Origin of the sequence: Kineothrix sp. IPX-CK (genome assembly GCF_039134705.1) — a bacterium.
In the GTDB taxonomy this organism is placed as follows: Bacteria; Bacillota; Clostridia; order Lachnospirales; family Lachnospiraceae; genus Kineothrix; species Kineothrix sedimenti.
In genome coordinates this window covers 2,838,054-2,859,438 of the sequence record NZ_CP146256.1, presented here as the reverse complement: position 1 = coordinate 2,859,438, position 21,385 = coordinate 2,838,054, and the positions used below count along the sequence as shown (strand labels likewise).

The following is a 21,385-nucleotide window of genomic DNA, read 5'->3' as shown; positions in this document are numbered from 1 at the left end:
AGGTCAAAAAAGAGTATCAAAAAATTAACAGTTGTATTTTATATGTAGGTTGGATATAATAATAGTAGCCTGAAATGTTCGATAACTCTTGTTATTTTGAACCTACAGATACTTTAAACGGGATTCCTACATTGCCTTATCGCTGTCAAGCCCCCACTCGAAAGAGGATTGGAGGGGAAGGCAAAAGTAAGGTTGCGGTCACCCACCTAGCTTTGCTAGGAGTCAAAGTACAAGAACCGGCATTTTGGGGATTTATGTAGTATGCTACGAAGGAAAAAAGCAGCCGTATTGGCTGCTTTTTTCCAATAGAAAATTATGATTTATGAGGCGTCGTATTCCGGCGTTGCCGCGTGAAAATAGAAGACCGGGAGATTTTTAATGAATAAAAATGTCAGAATGTTTCTGAAAATGCTGTTTTGTATCGTTGGCCTGCTTATTATTGTTTACATATTGGCTGTAAGTATCCGCATGGGGAGGATAAAACAGCCCGAAGGAGAATACATAAGGCTTCAGGATGTGCTGCTTCTCAGCGAGGCACTGGAGGCAGGAGACGGGTTGGAAACGGCTCTTGCTGAGCTTAAGGGGGAGTTGGCTGCGAATCCGGAAGCAGTCTTAACCTACGAACAGTTTTTAAGCATATTTTCTGCAGCTATGCCGCAGGATGCCGCATCCGGGTATGAGAAGGAATATGAAGAGAAGTATAAAGACGGCTTCTTTTTTTTGAAAGAGGATTGGTATCGTCTTTACGACAGCCTGCTCACCTATTATGATATGAGAGAGAGAATCGCTTTTGAGAATATAGTTATATTGGGGACGGGGCTGGAGGTATGGGACGAAGAAGGAAATGCGTTTGCAGAGAAAGAAATGCTGACGGAGAAGGGGAGATTTTTTTATGCCTCGGATTCGTTTCCTCAATACAAATACCAGGTAATCAAGGCATATAAGAAGGATGATATATTCCTTGCCGTCTATCAGGCGGTGAGCCGCGGATATAGTCTGCATAATACATGGTTAGTAGAAGCGCAGGACGGTACGCTGCGGGCGTTCGTGCAAGGATACGAAATAGAAATTCCATATGAGAAGGCTGAGCAAGCGCAGAGGGAGCAGATTGCCGATATGGAATTTGCAGACGGAATCCTGCAATCGGTAAAAATCAAGAATGAAAAGATAAACGGGAAGTTATTAAGCTTCGGAGATGGCAGTATCGAAATCGAAGGATATGGAAAATATCCTTATGATGAAGGGCTGAAGATTTATAAACTGTACGGGACACTGAGCGAGTGCGGACAGGAAGACCTGCGGATCGGCTATAATTTTACGGATTTCGTTTTGGAGGATGGGATTGTATGTGCGGGACTTATCACCAGAGACGAAGCCATGGAAAATATCCGAGTGGTCATAAAAAATACGGATTTTGCCAGCGCTTATCATGAAAAGCTGGAATTTACGGCGGACACGGATTTTACGGTAAGCTATGGCAATTACAATGACTTGAAGAGAGAAGAACATAAGGCAGGAGAAAAAGTTGTTATCGATAGAGACAGCGAATTTTTTGCAGGAGAAAGGGTTTATATAGAGCCCACAGCTTTGACGGGAAGAATTCAGCTATTGTCCATAGGGCGTGCGCAGGGAACGCCTGCTTATCGGGGAAAGCTGGAGATATCCCGTACTTCGGAAGGCTTGGTGGCCGTGAATGAAGTCTTGTTAGAGGAGTATTTGTATTCCGTGGTTCCGAGCGAGATGCCGGCCTCTTATCCGTTAGAAGCGTTGAAGGCGCAGGCGATATGCGCCAGAACCTACGCCTACAGGCATATGTCCCATTCGGGTATCGCCCAGTTCGGAGCGCATGTGGATGACAGCGCAGGATATCAAGTATATAATAATATCGCTGAGAACGCCCAGACCACCAAGGCGGTGAAGGATACGGCGGGAGAACTGCTGTACTACGGCGAAGAGTTGTGCGGTTCCTATTATTATTCCACCTCCTGTGGTTTCGGTTCGGACACCAATATATGGAAATCAGATTCCGAAGAGGATACTTCCTATCTAGTAGCAAAGCGGATAGGAGAAGGTGGTGAGCAATATAGCGGAGAAGAAATGACGAAGGAGGATGTATTCGCTTCCTTCATCGGCAGGTCCTTCGATTCTGATTACGAAAAAGAAGAGGCTTGGTACCGGTGGAAATATGAAGTGGAACATGTGGACTCAGAGAAAATCCTTGCTTCAATTCAAAAGCGCTATGAAGCGAATGAAAAACTCGTTCTGACAAAGATAAAGGACGGAAGCTTTTCAAGTGAGCCCGTAAAAAAACTGGGAGAGATAAAGAATATCTATATCGAAAAAAGAAACAGCGGTGGCGCGGCGGATGAACTCATCATAGAAGGGACAAAAAATACATATAAAATCATATCAGAGCACAATATAAGATATGTGCTAAGCGATGGAGAGAGTATGGTAATCAGACAGGATGGAAGTGAGGTGGCGACACCCACGCTGCTTCCCAGCGCCTATATGACAATTACGACTAGCAAAGAAGGAAGCGTTGTGGTAGGATATACCTTAGTCGGGGGAGGATACGGACACGGCGTAGGAATGTCTCAGAACGGCGCGAAAGCTATGGCGAATACGGGCTTTGATGCGCAGGGTATTCTATCATTTTTTTACCAGACCTGCGAAATAAAAAATGCATATTAACAGGTGGAAGGGAGACGGTGAGTGTTTAAAAGAATCCTTTATATCTTCAATGACTTCAATAGACAGACGAACAGAAAAAATATCAGCGCTTTTGCAGCAAGTACGGCATTTTTCCTTTTTTTGTCGTTAATTCCCATGCTGATTTTGCTTTGCTCCATCATTCCGTATACGACCATCACGGAAGCGAATCTCATGACCTTTATGACGGATATGACGCCGGATATGGTGGATTCCCTTGTAGTATCGATTATAGAAGATGTGTATGATAAATCGGCGGGAGTCATTTCCATAGCGGCAATCGCTACGCTCTGGTCGGCGGCGAAGGGAATGCTGGCCCTTATCCGGGGATTGAATGAGATCAACGACGTAGATGAGGATAGAAATTATGTGGTGCTTCGGGGAATCGCCGCTTTCTATACGATACTCATGCTCTTAGTCTTGCTATTATCCCTGGTAGTAATGGTATTTGGAAATGCTTTGGTAAACGGCGTGATCAGAAATGTGCCGGAGACAAAAAAGATATTCGATTTTTTAATGAATTTCCGATTGTTGTTTTCCTTTGTAATTATGATTTTAGGGTTTACCATGATTTATGCCTATATACCCAATAAGAAACTGAAATTCACGCTGCAGATACCAGGGGCTGTTTTCTCCGCAATCGTTTGGAACTTGTTTTCATGGGCCTTTTCCATCTATGTGGGAGGAGTGAATGATTTCAGCACTTACGGCAATTTGGCGACTATCGTTGTTATCATGCTTTGGCTGTACATGTGCATTTATATCATTATGATAGGAGCTTATATCAACAGATATTTTGGGCCGGCCTATAAATTTCTGTTCGGCGTACGGCTTCATAACAACAATTGATGTACAGAAAAGAAGAGACTTGACATTTGAAAAAAGATTCACTACAATGGGAATCAGTTAGAATGCTATAAAATAAATATATAACAAGAAATGCTATGAAGGTGTTAGTAGAGTTACATTTTCTGTCAGAGAGAGGAAGTCACCGGCTGAAAGCTTCCCCCAGTTCAGATGTCGCTTGAGATTCCCACCGGAGCATCCTGAATGAAATATATTGCTTGGCCGTTTTGTGATTTTGGGAAGCATAAATTAGTTCAGGACGTAGATCACACGTTACGTGAGAAGAGAGTCTGTTATCTAACAGGAATTCGGGTGGTACCGCGGAATAAATTTCGTCCCTGACATTATGAGAGTAGTGTCAGGGATTTTTTATTTCAATAGGAAAGTGCTCCTAATAACCGCTTCCCTGACAGTTAGAAGAAAGGAAAAGCAATGAAAGAAAAATTAAACCAGATTAAAGAAGAAGCCATCAGACAGATAGAAGCCAGCGATGCGCTTGAGAAATTGAATGAGATTCGCGTGAATTACTTGGGAAAAAAAGGGGAACTTACGGCGGTTCTGAAAAGTATGAAGGATGTAGCACCGGAAGATAGACCCAAGGTAGGGCAGTTTGTCAACGAGACGAGAGAAGAGATAGAAAAAGTATTGGAAGAATACAGAGTGAAAATGGAACGTTCCCTGCGGGAGACCAGGATGAAAGCGGAGGTCATCGATGTGACTCTTCCTGCCGGGAAGAATAATATGGGACACCGTCATCCGAATACGATAGCGTTGGAGGAAGTGGAGAGGATCTTCGTAGGCATGGGGTACGAAGTTGTAGAAGGACCGGAAATTGAAAAGGATTACTACAATTTTGAGGCGCTGAATATTCCTGAGGGACATCCTGCGAAAGATGAGCAGGATACCTTTTATATCACCGGAGATATTCTGCTAAGGTCACAGACTTCGCCCACTCAGGTACACGAGATGGAAAAAGGACATCTGCCTATCCGCATGCTGGCTCCTGGAAGAGTGTTCCGCTCTGATGAAGTGGATGCCACCCACTCTCCGTCCTTCCATCAGATTGAAGGCCTGGTAATCGATAAAAATATTACTTTCGCTGATTTGAAAGGAACGCTTGCAGTGTTTGCAAAAGAATTATTCGGGGAAAGCACCGAAGTAAAATTCAGACCTCATCATTTCCAATTTACGGAGCCCAGCGCAGAAATGGATGTTTCCTGCTATAAATGCGGCGGCAAAGGCTGCCGGTTCTGTAAAGGCTCCGGCTGGATTGAAATATTGGGCTGCGGGATGGTACATCCTCATGTGCTTCGGATGAGCGGCATCGACCCCGAGAAATATACCGGCTTTGCTTTCGGCATAGGTTTGGAGCGCATTGCACTTTTGAAATATGAAATCGATGACATGCGTCTGCTTTACGAGAACGATATTCGTTTCCTGAAACAATTTTAACGGCGGCTTTTTTTAAAAGGCAGGAAAAAAGACGGCATACGTGTGTATAATGAAGGAGAATAAAAGATGAACACAGCATTATCATGGATCAAAGCATATGTACCGGAACTGGAATGTACCGATCAGGAATATTGTGATGCGATGACACTGTCGGGAACGAAGGTGGAAGGTTATGAAAGATTGGATAAGAATCTGGAAAAAATAGTAGTAGGTCAGATTGAAAAAATAGAGAGGCATCCCGATGCGGATAAACTGATCGTATGTCAGGTGAACGTAGGAAGAGAAGTGATACAGATCGTTACGGGCGCTCCTAATGTCAAAGAAGGAGATAAAGTACCGGTGGTATTAGACGGAGGTAAAGTGGCGGGAGGACATGACGGCGGTCCGCTTCCTGAAAATGGGATCGAAATCAAGGCAGGCAAGCTTCGCGGCGTTCCCTCTTACGGTATGATGTGCTCTATCGAGGAGCTTGGAACTACGAGAGAAATGTATCCGGAGGCACCCGAATACGGTATTTATATTTTCGGAAACGATGTGCAGGTAGGCTCCGATGCAGCAGAAGCCTTGGGGCTCAAGGATACTGTATTTGAATACGAGATCACCTCCAACCGCGTGGACTGTTACAGTGTGCTTGGCATTGCGCGCGAGGCGGCGGCAACTTTTAGAAAGCCTTTCGTCGTTCCGGCAGTGGAAGTGAAAGAAAATGACGAAAGGGTTGAGAACTATATTTCTGTGGATGTAAAGGACCCGGACTTGTGCTCCAGATATATTGCGAGAGTATGTACCAATATTAAAATAGGACCTTCTCCTAAATGGATGCAGAGACGCCTGGCGGCCAGCGGTATCCGCCCAATCAACAATTTGGTTGACATAACTAACTACGTGATGGAGGAATATGGGCAGCCGATGCACGCCTTTGATTTGGATACGATAGCGGGGCATAAAATTATAGTTCGCCGTGCGAAGGATGGAGATGAGTTCCAGACGTTGGACGGACAGATGAGAAAGCTGGACAAAGAAATGCTTATGATATGCGACGCTGAAAAGGAAATCGGCATTGCAGGAATCATGGGCGGCGAGAATTCTAAGATTACGGATGACGTAAAGACCGTTTTATTCGAGGCAGCAACTTTCAACGGCACGAACATCCGTAAATCGGCTAAGAGAATCGGACTTCGCACCGATGCTTCCGGCAAGTTCGAAAAGGGTTTGGACCCTCATAATGCGGAGGCGGCAATCAATAGAGCCTGCCAATTAATACAAGAGCTAGGCTGCGGAGAAGTAGTGGGCGGAATGGTAGATGTGTGCGTTCCGATGAAAGAGGATGTTCAGATACGTTTCGATCCGGAGAGGATCAATAAGCTTCTAGGGACTGATATTTCAAAAGACGAGATGCTTCGTATCTTCGAGATGCTAGAGCTTAAGTATGAGAAGGAAACGGATATGCTTGTAGTGCCGTCTTTCCGTCAGGATATTGTGTGTGGTGCGGACGTGGCGGAAGAAGTGGCTAGATTCTACGGATACGATAAGATTCCGGTATCACTTCCAAGCGGCGAAGCGACGACGGGAAAGCTTCCCTTCAAACTGCGAATCGAGCAGAAAGCGAGGGATATAGCACAGTTTAGCGGGTTCTCGCAGGGAATGTGTTATTCCTTCGAAAGTCCCAAAGTGTTCGATAAATTGCTGCTTCCTCTGGACAGCGATTTGAGGAAGGCGATTACGATAGCTAATCCCTTGGGCGAAGACTTTTCCATTATGAGGACGATTTCCCTTAATGGAATGCTAACGAGCCTCGCTACGAATTACAATAGAAGAAATAAAGATGTAAGGTTGTATGAGCTTGGAAATATCTATATTCCCAAGGCGTTGCCGCTTACTGAGCTGCCTGATGAGAGAATGCAGTTTACGTTTGGTATGTACGGTGAGGGAGATTTCTTCACGATGAAGGGTGTTGTAGAGGAATTCTTTGACAGCATTGGTCTGAGGAAGAAGCCTGTTTACGATCCGGAGGCTGGGAAGCCTTTCCTTCATCCGGGACGTCAGGCGGGAATAGTATATGAGGGCACATTGGTAGGCTATCTGGGTGAGGTGCATCCTGAGGTATGTGATAACTACGATATAGGAACAAAGGTGTATATCGCTGTTCTGGATATGCCGCAGATAGAGCCATTTGCTACCTTTGACAGAAAATACGAGGGTATTGCGAAGTATCCTGCGGTATCCCGCGATATTAGTATGGTGGTACCGAAGAATATTCTCGTAGGACAGATAGAAACGATGATCGAACAGCGCGGAGGAAATATTCTGGAGGCTTATAATCTGTTCGATATTTATGAAGGAGCGCAGATCAAAGCGGGTTATAAGTCGGTGGCTTATTCTATTACATTCAGGGCGAAGGATAGGACGTTAGAAGAGAACGATGTTGCTTCGGCTATGAAGAAGATATTGAATGGATTGGAGAGCATGGGAATAGAACTGCGTCAATAGACAAAAAAAGAAAGGAGAGGCCGCATATGCGGCTGGGATCGGTTATGGAGAATAAGAATATTTGGGGGACATATAGTGCAGAACAGCTTATAGAGCTTGAGGAGCACGCGAAGGAGTATATGGATTTTTTGGATAATGGGAAGACGGAGAGGGAGTGTATCGATACTATTGTCAACATGATTGAGAAAGAAGGGTATCAGGAGCTGCAATCTCTGATTAAGAAGAACAAGGCGCTGAAGGAGGGGGATAGGGTTTATTCGGTCTGGATGAATAAGTCTATCGTTATGTTCCAGATGGGAAAGAAACCGATGGCCGAGGGGATGAATATTCTCGGGGCGCATTTGGATTCCCCGAGGCTTGATATTAAGCAGAATCCGGTATATGAAGAGGGCGGATTCGCTTATTTAGATACGCATTATTACGGCGGCGTGAAGAAGTATCAGTGGGTGACGATTCCGCTTTCCATTCATGGCGTAGTGATTAAAAAAGATGGGACGACTGTAGAGATCAATGTGGGAGAGAATGAGGATGATCCGGTATTTTTTGTGTCGGATCTTCTCATTCACCTTGCGGCAGAGCAGCTTGAAAAGAAGGCTTCCAAGGTTATTGAAGGTGAGGCCTTGGATATTATTGTGGGAAATAAGCCTCTTGTAATAGAGAAAAAGGGAGAAAAAGGGGAAAAAAATAAAGGAAAGGATGGTAAGGATGCGGTGAAGAGGGGTATCCTTGCTATTCTGAAGGAAAGCTATGATATAGAGGAAGAGGATTTTATTTCTGCCGAGTTGGAGGTCGTTCCTGCCGGGAAGGCGAGGGAAGCGGGCTTTGATAGGAGTATGATTCTGGCATATGGGCAGGATGACAGGATATGCGCATTTTCCTCATTGAAAGCAATGCTTGAGGTGAAGGAAACGGAGAGGACTACCTGCTGTATTTTAGTGGATAAGGAAGAGATAGGCAGCGTGGGAGCTACGGGTATGCAGTCTAAATTCTTCGAGAATGCAGTTGCGGAAGTGATGAATCTGGCGGGAGATTACAGTGAGCTTAAGGTGAGAAGGTGTCTGGCATCCTCCTGCATGCTGTCTTCCGATGTGAGCAGTGCATTTGATCCGGCTTTCGCTTCCTGTTTTGATAAGAAGAACGTAGCATATCTGGGGAATGGAATGGTATTCAATAAATTTACCGGTTCCCGGGGAAAGTCCGGATCCAACGATGCCAATGCGGAATATATGGGACATATCAGAGCGATTTTGGATAAGGAAAAGGTACATTTTCAGACGGCGGAGCTGGGAAAAGTGGATGTTGGCGGCGGCGGAACCATTGCATATATTCTCGCACTGTACGGCATGAACGTTATCGACAGCGGGGTGGCTGTGATGAATATGCATGCTCCCTGGGAGGCGACCAGCAAGGCGGATGTATATGAATCCAAACGGGGATATGTGGCATTTCTGAACAATGCATCCCTGTAAATGAGATAAGCGGATATGAAAGAAAGATATGTGAAATATTATGGAAGAGTTTAAAAAATCGGATTTCTATTTTGATTTGCCTCAGGAACTTATTGCACAGGATCCGCTTGAGGATCGTTCCGGCTCCAGACTTCTTATGCTGAATAAGGATACGGGAGAGGTGATGCACCGGATTTTCCGGGATATTACAGATTATTTGGAACCGGGAGATTGCCTTGTGCTGAACGATACGAAGGTAATTCCGGCAAGACTGTTAGGTACGAAGGCGGATACCGGAGCTGCAATCGAGGTACTGCTCTTAAAGAGGCAGGAAAACGACATATGGGAAGCATTGGTAAAGCCCGGCAAGAAGGCGAGACCGGGAACGGTTATCAGCTTTGGCGATGGTATTTTGACAGGAGAGGTCTTGGATGTGGTGGATGAAGGCAACCGGCTGATTCAGTTTTGCTACGAAGGTATCTTTGAGGAGGTGCTAGACAGACTGGGAGAGATGCCTCTGCCTCCATATATCACTCATAAGCTTCAGGATAAGAACCGCTACCAGACGGTATATGCCAAATATGAAGGCTCTGCGGCGGCGCCGACTGCAGGTTTGCATTTCACGAAAGAGCTGATTGGTAAAATAGAAGAAAAAGGCGTGAAAATCGCCTATGTAACCCTGCATGTAGGCCTGGGCACATTTCGACCGGTAAAGGCGGATAATATATTGGAGCACCATATGCACTCGGAATATTATCAGGTGACGAAGGAAGCGGCGGATATGATAAATGGTACGAAGCGGAATGGAAAAAGGGTCATTTGTGTCGGGACTACCAGCTGCCGCACGGTGGAAAGCGCCGCGGATGAAAATGGTGTGCTGCACCCCGGCTGCGACAACACGGAGATATTTATTTATCCGGGATATCGCTTTAAGATATTGGATGGACTTATCACTAACTTCCATTTACCGGAGTCTACGTTAGTCATGCTCGTATCTGCTCTTGCCGGAAGAGAGCATGTACTAGGGGCATATGAGGAAGCAATAAGGGAAAAATATCGCTTTTTTAGCTTCGGAGACGCAATGTTTATTACAGATTCCTTTACAAAATCAATATAATGTTATATTGTTATATATAATATAGTTGTATATTTATAGTATACAATCATATTGATTTTTTACGAAAGGGAAAATGTGCCAAGGATATGGCGCAGGAGGACGGAAGACATGGATGTTGAAAAGCTGAGAAAGTGCAGACGTATGGATTTGAATTCGAATATTGTTGTTAAGAGGATCGACAATGGCGAGCATGAGTTGATTACTATTAATGTTTTTGATATTTCCAAATCCGGGATGGGATTTCATTGTCCGAAGATACTGGAAATGGATGCCGTGTACGATTCTCATATTATGATCTGGACGAAAGAAGTGATTCATGTTCTTCTTAGAATTGTTCGAATAGAAAAGCTTGAAACGGAATATGAGTATGGTGCAATATTTATGGGACTCTCGGAAGTGGATGCATTTAGAATCGAAGTATGGGATGCGATGGAGCAGGCAGCAGGCAAGTGCTGAACAATTATATAAGAAAAATAAAAAGGCACTTCACAGATAAATATCACGTGAAGTGCTTTTTTAATCAGTAAATCTCGAATTCAAAATCTTTATGACAGTTAATCGAGGGTAAAATTATTTACCATCTCCTTCAGCTTGTCCGATTGTGCGAGCGTTGTCTCAACCATATGATAAGTGTCCGCCGTGAGAACTGCCGTCTGAGCATTATTGGAAGCGACTACACCGACACCTTGACTGGTTTCGTTGATGGCAATATTAATTTGATGGATAGAATCGGCTATCTTTATCATCGTATTATTCAGCTCATCGATGGATAAATCGATATCGGACATCGTTCTGTTAATAAATCCGGCATCCTCCGAATATTGCTCGCTGACAGTAACGAAGCTTTGATAGTCCGCAAGCACCGTCTGATTCAGGAAATCTAAAGTCGCCGTTAGGCTGGAAGTCATCCTGTCGATTGCGGTATTGACCTCGGCCACTATAGCTGTGATGCTGGTAACTGTCTTGGAGGACTGGTCCGCAAGCTTTCCTATTTCACTCGCTACAACAGAGAAGCCTCTGCCCGCTTCGCCCGCTCTTGCAGCTTCGATGGAAGCATTTAAAGAGAGGAGACTGGTCTGACTTGAAATTTCCATGATTGTTTTAGTCATTTCGTTAATTTTTGAAACGGATTTGGAGCTGTCGATAGCCGACTGCGTATCCGTTCTTACCGTTTCATACATTGCTTTTGTCTTTTCAGTAGCTGCCAGAGTGCTTTCGCGAAGTGCGATGGCACGTTTCATGATCTCATCCGAAAAACCTACTCCCTGTGTTGCCTTTTCATTGATAGAAGCAGTATTTCCGCCCATAGCTTGAATCTGTCTGCTGATGGATTCCGTGTTCCGGGCAGTGGATTCCATGCTGGAAGAAAGCTGTTCTGCTGCACTGGAAGTAGTACTGGCGTTATCGTTCATCGTATTCGCTATTTCTAACAACCTCGATGAATTGGTATTGATTACGTCTGAGGTGGAAGAAATATCGTGCATCATGCTGCTGAAAGCCCGTCTCATCTTAGATACGGCGCGTCCCATAGATCCCGTCTCATCCTTCTTTTTCAAAAGGTAATGGTAGGAGTCGTCCTGTGAGATATCGAGATCTGCCGTCTTACGAACAATCCTGGTGATGACCTTGATGGGCGTTGTAATCGTAGTGGCAAATATATATCCCAGCACGGACATGATAATGACGATGATAATGCTGATATTTACCGAACTTTGACGCATCTCATCGATCGGGGCAAGTACGGAATCCTGATGAACGGCAATACAGAGAATCCAGTGGTTCAGATTGGAAATATTGTAAGCGATATACTGGCCTGTAGAGTTGTCGGTCACTACCTTAGCATCGGGAATCGTTCCTTTTTCGATGTCGGCTACAAGCTGATCGATCAGGGGCGTGTCCGCACGCTTGCCGATAAGCGCCTTGTCGGGATGATAAATATAAGTCCCGTTGGTATCGAGAAGATAAGCGTAGCTTGTATCGGAATTGAACACTCTGATATCGGATAAAGTATCCGAGAGGAGAGAAGCTTTAACGTTTGTAAACATCACTCCCGACAGGGTATTCTCATCGATATGGCTGGCTTGCGGCACTCCGATGGAAATAAGAGGTTCTCCCGTAGCGTCGTCCAAGAAGACATTGCTTTGCGCAGGCTTATGGTTTTCCATTATGTAACTGATAAATGCCTCGCCCGAATAATCGGCGCCTTCCTTATCGGTATCGGTACTCCCTAAAAGAGATAAGGTCTCGGCGTCCACGAAATTGATGCTTTCATGGGTGGGATTCTGGGTCATGTACTTGTTCAGGGCAGCATGAACTTCCTTGTAATACTTACTGCCGTGATTGGTGTTGTACACATAGAAATTTTCCGAACCGTTCAGGTAAGTGAGCGTAGAATTATATTTTTCGATGGACTGCTCGATATAATTATTCTGCGCTTCGACGATTTCCAGCAAGGTCGCTTCTGTGTAGCTCGTTAAAGTATCCTTCGAAAGGTTACTGAGATAATTGTAGTTAACAGAAACGGATAAAAGGATAAAAATAACGAGGATAAAAGTTATTTTTGTTCTGATGGAAAGAAAAAAATCTCGTTTTCTTTTTTTGCTTTCCGGCTGTTTTGTTTGGACATTCCTTTCTTTTTTTGCTCTTGTTTTAAGTTTCATTTTTGTAGTACCCCCTGTTCTAAAAGCATGATCAAGTTGTTCTACACCTATTATTATGTTGATTGTAGCATTCTTTGTCGAAAAAAACAATTATCCTAAACAAAATGAGCAAGTTGTACATGAAAACTGGAAAATAGTGGTGAATATGAACAAAGCCCCGCTGATCCTTTATTCGTACAGATTCCGTAAATCGGAGTAAAAGGATGGATAGCTGATAGATACGACATCACTGTTTAAAATCTCAGTTTCACCCTCTGCTATGAGAGAAGCAACGGCAAAGCTCATGGCGATGCGGTGGTCTGCATGAGGGTCGATAATGCTGCCCGTTAAGCGGCCGCCGCCCTCGATAACCATCCCGTCCTCAGTTCCTGTTATGTGACAGCCCATGGAGGAAAGCTGTTCCACTACGACGTCAATGCGATTGGATTCTTTAACTTTAAGTTCAGAGGCATCTTTTATCACAGTGGTGCCCTGAGCGGCAGCAGCCATGACAGCGATAACGGGAAGCTCGTCGATTAATGTAGGAATAATATCCCCTTCAATGGTAATTCCATGCAGCTGACTGTAGGTAACGTGAAGGTCAGCCGTGGGTTCGCCTACGTGGCTGACGTTCAGAAGCTCGATATTTCCGCCCATAGCCTTCGCTGCCTTCAGTATGCCGTCACGGGTAGGATTGATGCCCACATTTTTAATGAGGATATCGGAGCCTGGAACGATAAGTCCGGCAGCGATGAAATAAGCGGCGGAAGAAATATCGCCGGGAACGTTGATCTTCGCACCTTTCAAAGAAGGGCGGGGCTCGATGGAGGCAGTAGTGCCCGTTGTCCATACTTTCGCGCCGAAGGTGCCCAGCATGATCTCAGAATGATTCCGGCTGATTACGGGCTCTGTCACCTCGGTGACTGCGTCGGCGTAGAGTCCGGCCAGAAGGACAGCCGATTTTACCTGAGCAGAGGCAACTTTAGAGCGGTAGTGGATGCCGTGCAGTTTTTGGCCTGTAATCCGAAGAGGGGCACAGTCATTGCCGTTTAAGCTTATGATATCCGCTCCCATCATGGTCAAAGGCTCCATAATGCGTCTCATAGGACGACTCTTTATGGAATCGTCTCCGGTAAGTATACTTTCGAAGGGCTGCGCAGCCAGGATACCGGAGATAAGCCGGGTAGTAGTGCCGCTGTTACCTGCATCCAAAATAGAAGAGGGAGCGGACAGCCCGTCCAGTCCCTTTCCGTGTATTATGATCTTATCGGGTTCATTATTAATTTCGATGCCGAGACGGCGGAAGCAGTCGATGGTGGAAAGGCAATCCGCTCCTTGCAGAAAGTTGGTTATTTCTGTAGTGCCAAGAGCGAGAGAACCGAACATGACCGCCCTATGGGAAATGGATTTATCGCCGGGTACCGCAAGCTCTCCTTTTAGGCCCTTTGTTGTATGGAATTTCATGACTGGAATCCTCCTTATTTTTTTTCATAGATAACATAGCCGCGGCTTTTTAAAATTTCTCCGGCGGTTTGAATTGCGGCTTCTTCATAGAATTCTATGCGAAGGGCGCCCTCCTCCAGCTCTCTGTTGTGTACGATGCCGATATTCTTGATACTGATATTCTTGAGAGCGAGCATAGTGGCAATGGAAGCCAAAGCTCCTGCTTCATCAGCGATATCGATGGTGAGGGAATAGGATTTCTTAATGGGACCGCTTGAAGTCTCGATAAAGGAATCACGATATATACGGGCCTCATCGAAGAAGCGGTAAAGAAACTGCGCGTCCTTCTTGCTCAGCTGTTCTTTGATCCGTATGAGAGCCGCTACATAGTCCTCCAGCAAAGATGCGATGTTTTCCGTATTGGTCAGGCATATTTGCTGCCACATATCGGGAGAAGAGGAGGCTATTCTCGTGATGTCCTTGAATCCCCCTGCCGCTATCAGCTTCATGATACCGTCTTTTGAGTCGGAATCTCTGACTAGATTCACAAGAGAGGAAGCGATGATATGAGGAAGGTGACTGATTGCAGCAGTTACATAATCGTGCTGCTCGTCGTTCAGAACTAAGGGAATGGCACCCATAGCAGCGACCAGCTGTCTAAAGTCTTCCACTCTTTTCTCAGAAACAGAAGGAGCGGGAGTAAGGATATAGTAAGCATTTTCCAAAAGGATAGCTTTGGAATTAGTATATCCAAAGCGCTCGCTGCCTGCCATGGGATGACCGCCGATAAACTGGCCGGACAACCCTGCTTCCTCGATATGGCGGTGAATGTCTCCCTTTACGCTGCCTACATCCGTAAGGGTGCAGGCAGGCGAAAGGTATTGCTTTAATACTTTTAGATTCACATCGTTTTCGGCAACCGGCGCGCATAAAAAGATATAATCGCAGGCTGAAAAAGAGGCGTCGATAGAGGATGAGATGCGGTTCGTGATTCCTTCCTCCATGGCGAGAGCCAGAGTACTGCCGTTTACGTCATATGCGATTATGGAGGTCTCAGGGCATGCCGCCTTCATAGCCTTGGCGATGGAACCGCCGATAAGGCCCAGACCGATAAAGCCCAAGGTCAGTTGTTTCATAAAGTTATCCCCGCAAATTCCCGCCCCATTAAATCACAGAGCGGCTTGAGTTCCTTTGTCAGTTTGTCGAATTTCTTGAAGGTCAGGGACTGAGGACCGTCCGAAAGTGCGCAGGAGGGATTGTCATGTACTTCTATCATCAGTCCGTCTGCGCCGCATGCAACTGCCGCTTTCGCCATGGGCGGTACATACTTGTAAGCGCCTGTGGAATGAGAGGGGTCTGCGATAACCGGAAGGTGTGTTTTTTCTTTCAGAACTGGGACAGCACTTAAATCCAAGGTATTCCTCGTTGCAGTTTCGAAGGTACGGATACCTCTTTCACACAGTACTACGTCCGGATTGCCCTCTGCGATAATGTATTCCGCAGCATTAAGCCATTCATCGATGGTAGCGCATAACCCCCTTTTAAGCAAGACGGGAAGACCGGAACGTCCCGCTTCCTTAAGCAGGATAAAATTCTGCATATTTCTTGCGCCGATCTGAATCATGTCTACGTATTTGACGGCGGCTTCTATCGCTTCGTTGCTCACCACTTCGCAGATAGTTGAAAGGCCGGTTTCTTTTTTGGCTGTCTGCATGTAACGCAGGCCTTCCTCCTCCAGCCCCTGGAAGGAGTAAGGGGAGGTTCTTGGTTTGTAGGCACCTCCGCGCAGGATAGTGGCACCGGACTTTTTCACCGCCCGGGCAATACACATGAGCTGTTCCTCTGTTTCCACGGCGCAGGGACCGGCCATAATGGTCATATTTCCGGGACCGATATGAGTGTTGCCAACCTTTACAGTGGTGGGCTCGGGATGAAACTTCCGGTTACTCAACTTGTAGCTTTCCGTAACCGGTACGATACGGTCTACATCCTTGAAACTGATCAGGTTTTCCGTAGGAAGCTTCGTCTTATCCCCGACAATGCCGATAATGGTAACCTCCTCTCCCTTGGAGAGATGAGTTTGCAAGCCATTATTTTTGATATAAGAAACAACCGACTCGATACTTTCCGTCGCGGCATTCGGTTTCATTACAATAATCATATTTTTTTCCTCTTTTTTTTAAATTTTTATATTAATATCTGCATGCCCCGCATATACTTTTACCATGTATTTCGCACGTGGACATATACAGTATTTACATTGATAATATAACACTTCAACGTATGAAAGTCAACGCGGCGATCTGATATATTGAAGCGTAATTTTGCTGGATTTTGAAATATAATAAAAAACATGTGCAGAATGTTTAAATTGACTTGTAATATTTATGAGCTTTTAGTAAAATATACACATGGGAGTAAAAGGGCAGTGTATGACTCAAATTACGGCCTAGGGAAAATGCCCAAAAACTGCGAAAATTGGAGGAAATTATATGAATGTTTACACAACTGACAAGATTAGAAACGTAGTATTGCTCGGACACGGGGGAAGCGGCAAGACAAGTCTGGTTGAAGCAATGGCATATTTATCAGGTATTACCTCGAGAATGGGCAAGGTAACCGATGGAAATACAGTAAGTGATTTCGGAAAAGAAGAGCAGAAAAGACAAATATCCATTTCTTCTTCGGTAGTTCCTATCGAATGGGAAGGGATTAAGATAAATATATTGGATACGCCGGGATTTTTTGATTTCGTAGGAGAGGTGGAGGAAGCGGTCAGCGCGGCGGATGCGGCCATCATCGTAGTATCGGGTAAGGCCGGAGTGGAAGTCGGAGCGGAAAAGGCATGGGAGCTGTGCGATAAATATAAGCTGCCCCGTTTTGTTTTCGTAACGGATATGGATGTGGATAATGCTTCTTTCCGTCAGGTAGTAGAGGATATGACGAATACATATGGCAAGAAGATGGCGCCTTTCCATCTGCCCATTCGTGAAAATGAGAAGTTCGTAGGTTATGTTAATGTTATTACCGAGACCGGCTACCGCTGGCAGGGGAAGGATGTTGTGGAATGTGAGGTGCCGGAATACAGCAAGGCTAATCTCCAGCTTTACAGAGATACTCTGTTAGAAGCAGTAGCTGAGACGAGCGAGGAATTCATGGAGAGATATTTCGGAGGAGATACCTTCTCGGAGGCGGAAATAAGGGCAGCGCTTCGTACGAATGTCATTGACGGAACGATTGTTCCCATGACTATGGGCTCCAGCCTTTTATGTCAGGGAATCTACACCTTGCTGGATGACATTGTGAAATATATGCCCAGTCCGGAGAACAAGGAAATCGCCGGAATTAATTTGAAGACCAACGAGATTTTTCAGGCGAACTTCGATTTCTCAAAAGCGAAATCCGCATATATCTTTAAAACTATTGTGGACCCGTTTATCGGAAAGTATTCCCTGGTGAAGATATGCTCGGGTGTATTAAAGACCGATGATCTCATATATAACAGCGATAAGGATGTGGAGGAGAAGGTGGGCAAGCTCTATGTTCTTCAAGGAAGCAAGCCTTTGGAGGTAAACGAGCTCCATGCAGGAGATATCGGAGCGATCGCTAAGCTCACCGCGGCCAGAACGGGAAATACGCTCTCCACTAAGGCGACCACCATTAAATATGGTAAAGCAGATATTTCCGTTCCTTATACCTATATGAGATATCATGCGAAAAACAAAGGTGATATCGATAAGATATCCCAGTCCTTGCAGAAAATGATGCACGAGGATCAGACGCTCAAGGTAGTGAATGACGCGGAAAACAGACAGATGCTCCTATACGGAATGGGCGATTTGCATCTTGAGGTGGTTACCAGCAGGCTGCAGAACGAATACAAGGTAGAGATAGAGCTGACACAGCCTAAGGTAGCTTTCCGCGAGACGATCAAGAAGACCTCAGACGTAGAATATAAATATAAAAAGCAGTCCGGCGGACACGGTCAGTATGGCCATGTTAAAATGAGATTTTCGCCTTCGGGAGATTTACAGACTCCTTATGAGTTCTCACAGGAGGTCGTGGGCGGCGCTGTGCCGAAGAACTTCTTCCCTGCGGTAGAGAAGGGCTTGCAGGAATCTGTTCTGAAAGGACCTCTTGCGGCATACCCGGTGGTGGGAGTAAAGGGAGTTCTGTACGACGGGTCCTATCATCCGGTAGATTCTTCTGAAATGGCGTTTAAGATGGCGACCATTCAGGCGTTCAAGAAAGGTTTTATGGAAGCCGGCCCCATTTTGTTAGAGCCAATCGCATCCTTGAAGGTAACGGTTCCCGACGCTTATACCGGTGATGTTATGGGCGATCTGAACAAGAGACGCGGGCGTGTACTCGGCATGAATCCGGTAGGAGGCAAGCAGGTGATCGAAGCGGATATTCCTATGACAGGATTGTTCGGATATTGTACGGATTTGCGCTCCATGACAGGGGGAAGAGGTAACTTCGCCTATGAATTTGTCAGATATGAGCAGGCGCCCAGCGATGTCCAGGAGAAGGAGGTTGCTGCAAGAGCAGCCAAGGTAGCGGAAGGCAGCGAAGAATAAGACATGAAAAAGGGTTGATAATAAAAACGGGGTGTCGTTATGTGTAAAGCATGCGGCATCCCGTTTTATATAGAAAAGGGGGAGGAAACCTTGACATGACAAGGGAAAAAGTATAAAATTATCGGTGTTTTATAAAATAATGTATTTAAAATGTGTTTTGCGCCTTCTGGCGTGAAATTTTTGAAAAATGTGAGGAAGAGAAGATGGCACAACCGTATAACCACAGAGAGATTGAAGAAAAATGGCGCAAGGAGTGGGAAAATAAGCCTGTGAACGTAGACGATGGGAAGAAGCCTAAATATTACTGTCTGGATATGTTCCCGTATCCGTCGGGAAACGGACTTCACGTAGGGCATTGGAGAGGATATGTGATTTCTGATGTGTGGAGCCGTTATAAGATGATGAACGGCGGGCACTATATCGTTCATCCCATGGGCTGGGACGCTTTCGGCCTTCCGGCAGAGAATTATGCGATTAAGATGGGTGTGCATCCTGCGAAGTCTACGGCACAAAACGTGTCTAATATCAAGAAGCAGATTAATCAGATAGCGGCGCTTTATGACTGGGATATGGAGGTCAATACGACGGATCCTGATTTCTACAAGTGGACGCAGTGGATATTTGTGAAGATGTTCAAAGCGGGGCTGGCTTATCAGAAGGAAATGCCGATCAATTGGTGTCCTTCCTGTAAGACAGGACTCGCTAATGAAGAAGTGGTAAATGGCCAGTGCGAGCGCTGTGGTGCGGAGGTGACTAAGAAGAATCTGAATCAGTGGATGTTACGCATTACCAAATATGCGGATCGTCTTCTTGAGGATCTCGACAAGCTTGATTGGCCGGAGAAGGTAAAGAAGATGCAGTCCGAATGGATCGGGCGTTCATACGGTGCGGAAGTGGATTTTAAGGTAGATGGAAGTGACGAAGCGATCACTGTTTATACCACGAGACCGGATACTCTTTACGGAGCGACATTTATGGTGCTGGCGCCGGAACACAAGCTGGCAGCAGGCTTATCAACGCCGGAGACAAAGGCTGCTGTAGAAAAGTATATTCAGGATGCAGCCAACAAATCCAATGTGGACAGACTTCAGGATAAAGAAAAAACGGGCGTATTTACGGGATCTTATGCCGTGAACCCTCTAAACGGTGCCAAGACGCCGATCTGGCTCTCGGATTATGTGCTGGCAGATTACGGAACGGGCGCTATTATGTGCGTACCCGCTCACGATGACCGCGATTTCGAATTTGCAACTAAATTCAATATCCCGATTATTCAGGTTATTGCCAAGGGTGGAAAAGAAATTGAAAATATGACCGAGGCGTATACCGAAGCGGCGGGAACGATGATCAATTCCGGCGAATGGAATGGCATGGAATCCGCTGTTTTGAAGAAGGAAGCTCCGGCGATGATCGAAAAGCTCGGCTTTGGTCATAAGACGACGAATTATAAGCTTCGCGACTGGGTATTTTCACGCCAGCGTTATTGGGGAGAGCCGATACCGATCGTGCACTGTCCTAAGTGCGGCTGTGTGCCGGTACCGGAGGACGAACTGCCGCTGCTTCTGCCGGAGGTGGAGTCCTACCAGCCGACAGGAACCGGAGAATCTCCTCTTGCGGGCATTGACGAGTGGGTGAATACCGCATGTCCTGTCTGCGGCGAGCCTGCTAAAAGAGAGACTAACACCATGCCTCAGTGGGCAGGATCCTCATGGTATTTCCTGCGTTATGTGGACAGTAAGAATGATAAAGAGTTGGTGAGCAGGGAAAAAGCTGACAAATTTCTTCCGGTAGATATGTATATCGGAGGAGTGGAGCATGCGGTTCTCCATTTGCTCTATTCCAGATTTTATACGAAGTTTTTGTGCGATATCGGAGTCGTTGATTTTGACGAACCCTTTACCAAATTGTTCAATCAAGGAATGATTACAGGAAAGAACGGTATTAAGATGAGTAAATCCAAGGGGAATGTAGTGTCGCCTGACGATTTGGTGAATGACTACGGCTGCGATTCCTTAAGGCTATATGAGCTTTTTGTAGGACCGCCCGAATTGGATTCGGAATGGGACGACAGAGGAATCGACGGAGTTTACCGCTTTATTACGCGCTTGTGGAATCTCGTAACGGAAAATAAGGATAAAAACGTGGAAGCGACCAAAGAAATGCTGAAGGTACGCAATAAGATGATTGCCGACATTTCACAGCGCCTGGAAAGTTTCAGCTTGAATACAGTAGTATCCGGCTTTATGGAATACAACAATAAGATGATAGACATGGCGAGAAACGAAGGAATTGACAAGGATACGTTAAAGACAGCAGTTATCCTCCTGTCCCCCTTTGCACCTCATATCGGTGAGGAACTGTGGCATCAGTTGGGCGAAACAGATTCCGTATTTCATGCGGTGTGGCCTGTGGCGGATGAAAGCGCGATGGCGGATGACGAAAAGGAAATAGCCGTTCAGATGAACGGGAAGACGAAGATTGTTATTAAGGTGCCTGTAGACATCACGAAGGAAGCGGCGATTGCGGCTGGCAGGGAGGCACTGGGAGCGAAGCTTGCGGGGGAAATTGTAAAGGAAATCTATGTTCCCGGAAAAATCGTCAATATCGTAGTGAAGCCATAAATTAATAAATCAGGAGAAGCGCGCGTAGCTGCGCATCGTT

Annotated in this window: 13 protein-coding genes, 1 other RNA gene and 1 other annotated feature; of the genes, 10 read left to right on the top strand and 4 right to left on the bottom strand. The window is 45.7% G+C overall.

All coding sequences use genetic code 11. From position 1 onward, the window contains the following. The first annotated feature begins 63 nt into the window (after positions 1 to 63). The 8 genes from ssrS (at position 64) to V6984_RS13700 (ending at position 10,518) form a co-directional block, all read left to right on the top strand. Positions 64 to 255: non-coding RNA, 6S RNA (ssrS, locus tag V6984_RS13735), on the top strand. Positions 256 to 378: 123 nt separating this feature from the next. After that, positions 379 to 2,694, top strand: a complete 2,316-nt coding sequence (locus V6984_RS13730; protein WP_342756186.1) for a SpoIID/LytB domain-containing protein — start codon at positions 379 to 381, stop codon at positions 2,692 to 2,694. Positions 2,695 to 2,715: 21 nt separating this feature from the next. Next, positions 2,716 to 3,561 carry a YihY/virulence factor BrkB family protein gene (locus V6984_RS13725; protein WP_342756185.1) on the top strand — a complete coding sequence of 282 codons (846 nt, stop codon included), beginning with the start codon at positions 2,716 to 2,718 and terminating at the stop codon, positions 3,559 to 3,561. An 86-nt stretch (positions 3,562 to 3,647) separates the two neighbouring features. After that, positions 3,648 to 3,901: a binding site (T-box leader), on the top strand. A gap of 89 nt (positions 3,902 to 3,990) precedes the next feature. Then, complete coding sequence (gene pheS / locus V6984_RS13720; RefSeq protein ID WP_342756184.1) at positions 3,991 to 5,010, top strand: phenylalanine--tRNA ligase subunit alpha; 1,020 nt, start codon at positions 3,991 to 3,993, stop codon at positions 5,008 to 5,010. A gap of 66 nt (positions 5,011 to 5,076) precedes the next feature. Then, the gene (gene pheT / locus V6984_RS13715) at positions 5,077 to 7,497 is read left to right on the top strand and encodes a phenylalanine--tRNA ligase subunit beta (RefSeq protein WP_342756183.1); all 2,421 of its coding nucleotides are present in this window, start codon (positions 5,077 to 5,079) and stop codon (positions 7,495 to 7,497) included. Between the two features lie 44 nt (positions 7,498 to 7,541). Continuing rightward, the gene (locus V6984_RS13710) at positions 7,542 to 8,966 is read left to right on the top strand and encodes an aminopeptidase (RefSeq protein WP_342760008.1); all 1,425 of its coding nucleotides are present in this window, start codon (positions 7,542 to 7,544) and stop codon (positions 8,964 to 8,966) included. A gap of 40 nt (positions 8,967 to 9,006) precedes the next feature. Further along, on the top strand, positions 9,007 to 10,062 hold the full coding sequence (gene queA / locus V6984_RS13705) for a tRNA preQ1(34) S-adenosylmethionine ribosyltransferase-isomerase QueA (protein WP_342756182.1): 1,056 nt from the start codon (positions 9,007 to 9,009) through the stop codon (positions 10,060 to 10,062). Positions 10,063 to 10,170: 108 nt separating this feature from the next. Then, complete coding sequence (locus V6984_RS13700) at positions 10,171 to 10,518, top strand: PilZ domain-containing protein (protein ID WP_342756181.1); 348 nt, start codon at positions 10,171 to 10,173, stop codon at positions 10,516 to 10,518. A gap of 98 nt (positions 10,519 to 10,616) precedes the next feature. Here the strand turns inward: V6984_RS13700 and V6984_RS13695 are convergent, their stop codons facing one another. From V6984_RS13695 to aroF, 4 genes are all read right to left on the bottom strand, one after another. Next, a complete protein-coding gene (locus V6984_RS13695; RefSeq protein ID WP_342756180.1) occupies positions 10,617 to 12,722 on the bottom strand; it encodes a methyl-accepting chemotaxis protein in 2,106 nt (701 codons plus the stop codon). Between the two features lie 168 nt (positions 12,723 to 12,890). Then, on the bottom strand, positions 12,891 to 14,165 hold the full coding sequence (gene aroA / locus V6984_RS13690) for a 3-phosphoshikimate 1-carboxyvinyltransferase (protein WP_342756179.1): 1,275 nt from the start codon (positions 14,163 to 14,165) through the stop codon (positions 12,891 to 12,893). Between the two features lie 14 nt (positions 14,166 to 14,179). Continuing rightward, positions 14,180 to 15,280, bottom strand: coding sequence for a prephenate dehydrogenase (locus V6984_RS13685; protein WP_342756178.1), 1,101 nt, complete (start codon positions 15,278 to 15,280; stop codon positions 14,180 to 14,182). After that, the gene (gene aroF, locus V6984_RS13680) at positions 15,277 to 16,305 is read right to left on the bottom strand and encodes a 3-deoxy-7-phosphoheptulonate synthase (RefSeq protein WP_342756177.1); all 1,029 of its coding nucleotides are present in this window, start codon (positions 16,303 to 16,305) and stop codon (positions 15,277 to 15,279) included. The genes V6984_RS13685 and aroF overlap by 4 nt, the downstream gene beginning before the upstream one ends. 331 nt (positions 16,306 to 16,636) lie before the next feature. Between aroF and V6984_RS13675 the strand changes: the two genes are divergently transcribed. Both V6984_RS13675 and leuS read left to right on the top strand, forming a co-directional pair. Beyond that, a complete protein-coding gene (locus V6984_RS13675) occupies positions 16,637 to 18,724 on the top strand; it encodes an elongation factor G (protein ID WP_342756176.1) in 2,088 nt (695 codons plus the stop codon). Positions 18,725 to 18,927: 203 nt separating this feature from the next. Then, on the top strand, positions 18,928 to 21,345 hold the full coding sequence (gene leuS, locus V6984_RS13670) for a leucine--tRNA ligase (RefSeq protein WP_342756175.1): 2,418 nt from the start codon (positions 18,928 to 18,930) through the stop codon (positions 21,343 to 21,345). The last annotated feature ends 40 nt before the right edge of the window (positions 21,346 to 21,385 follow it).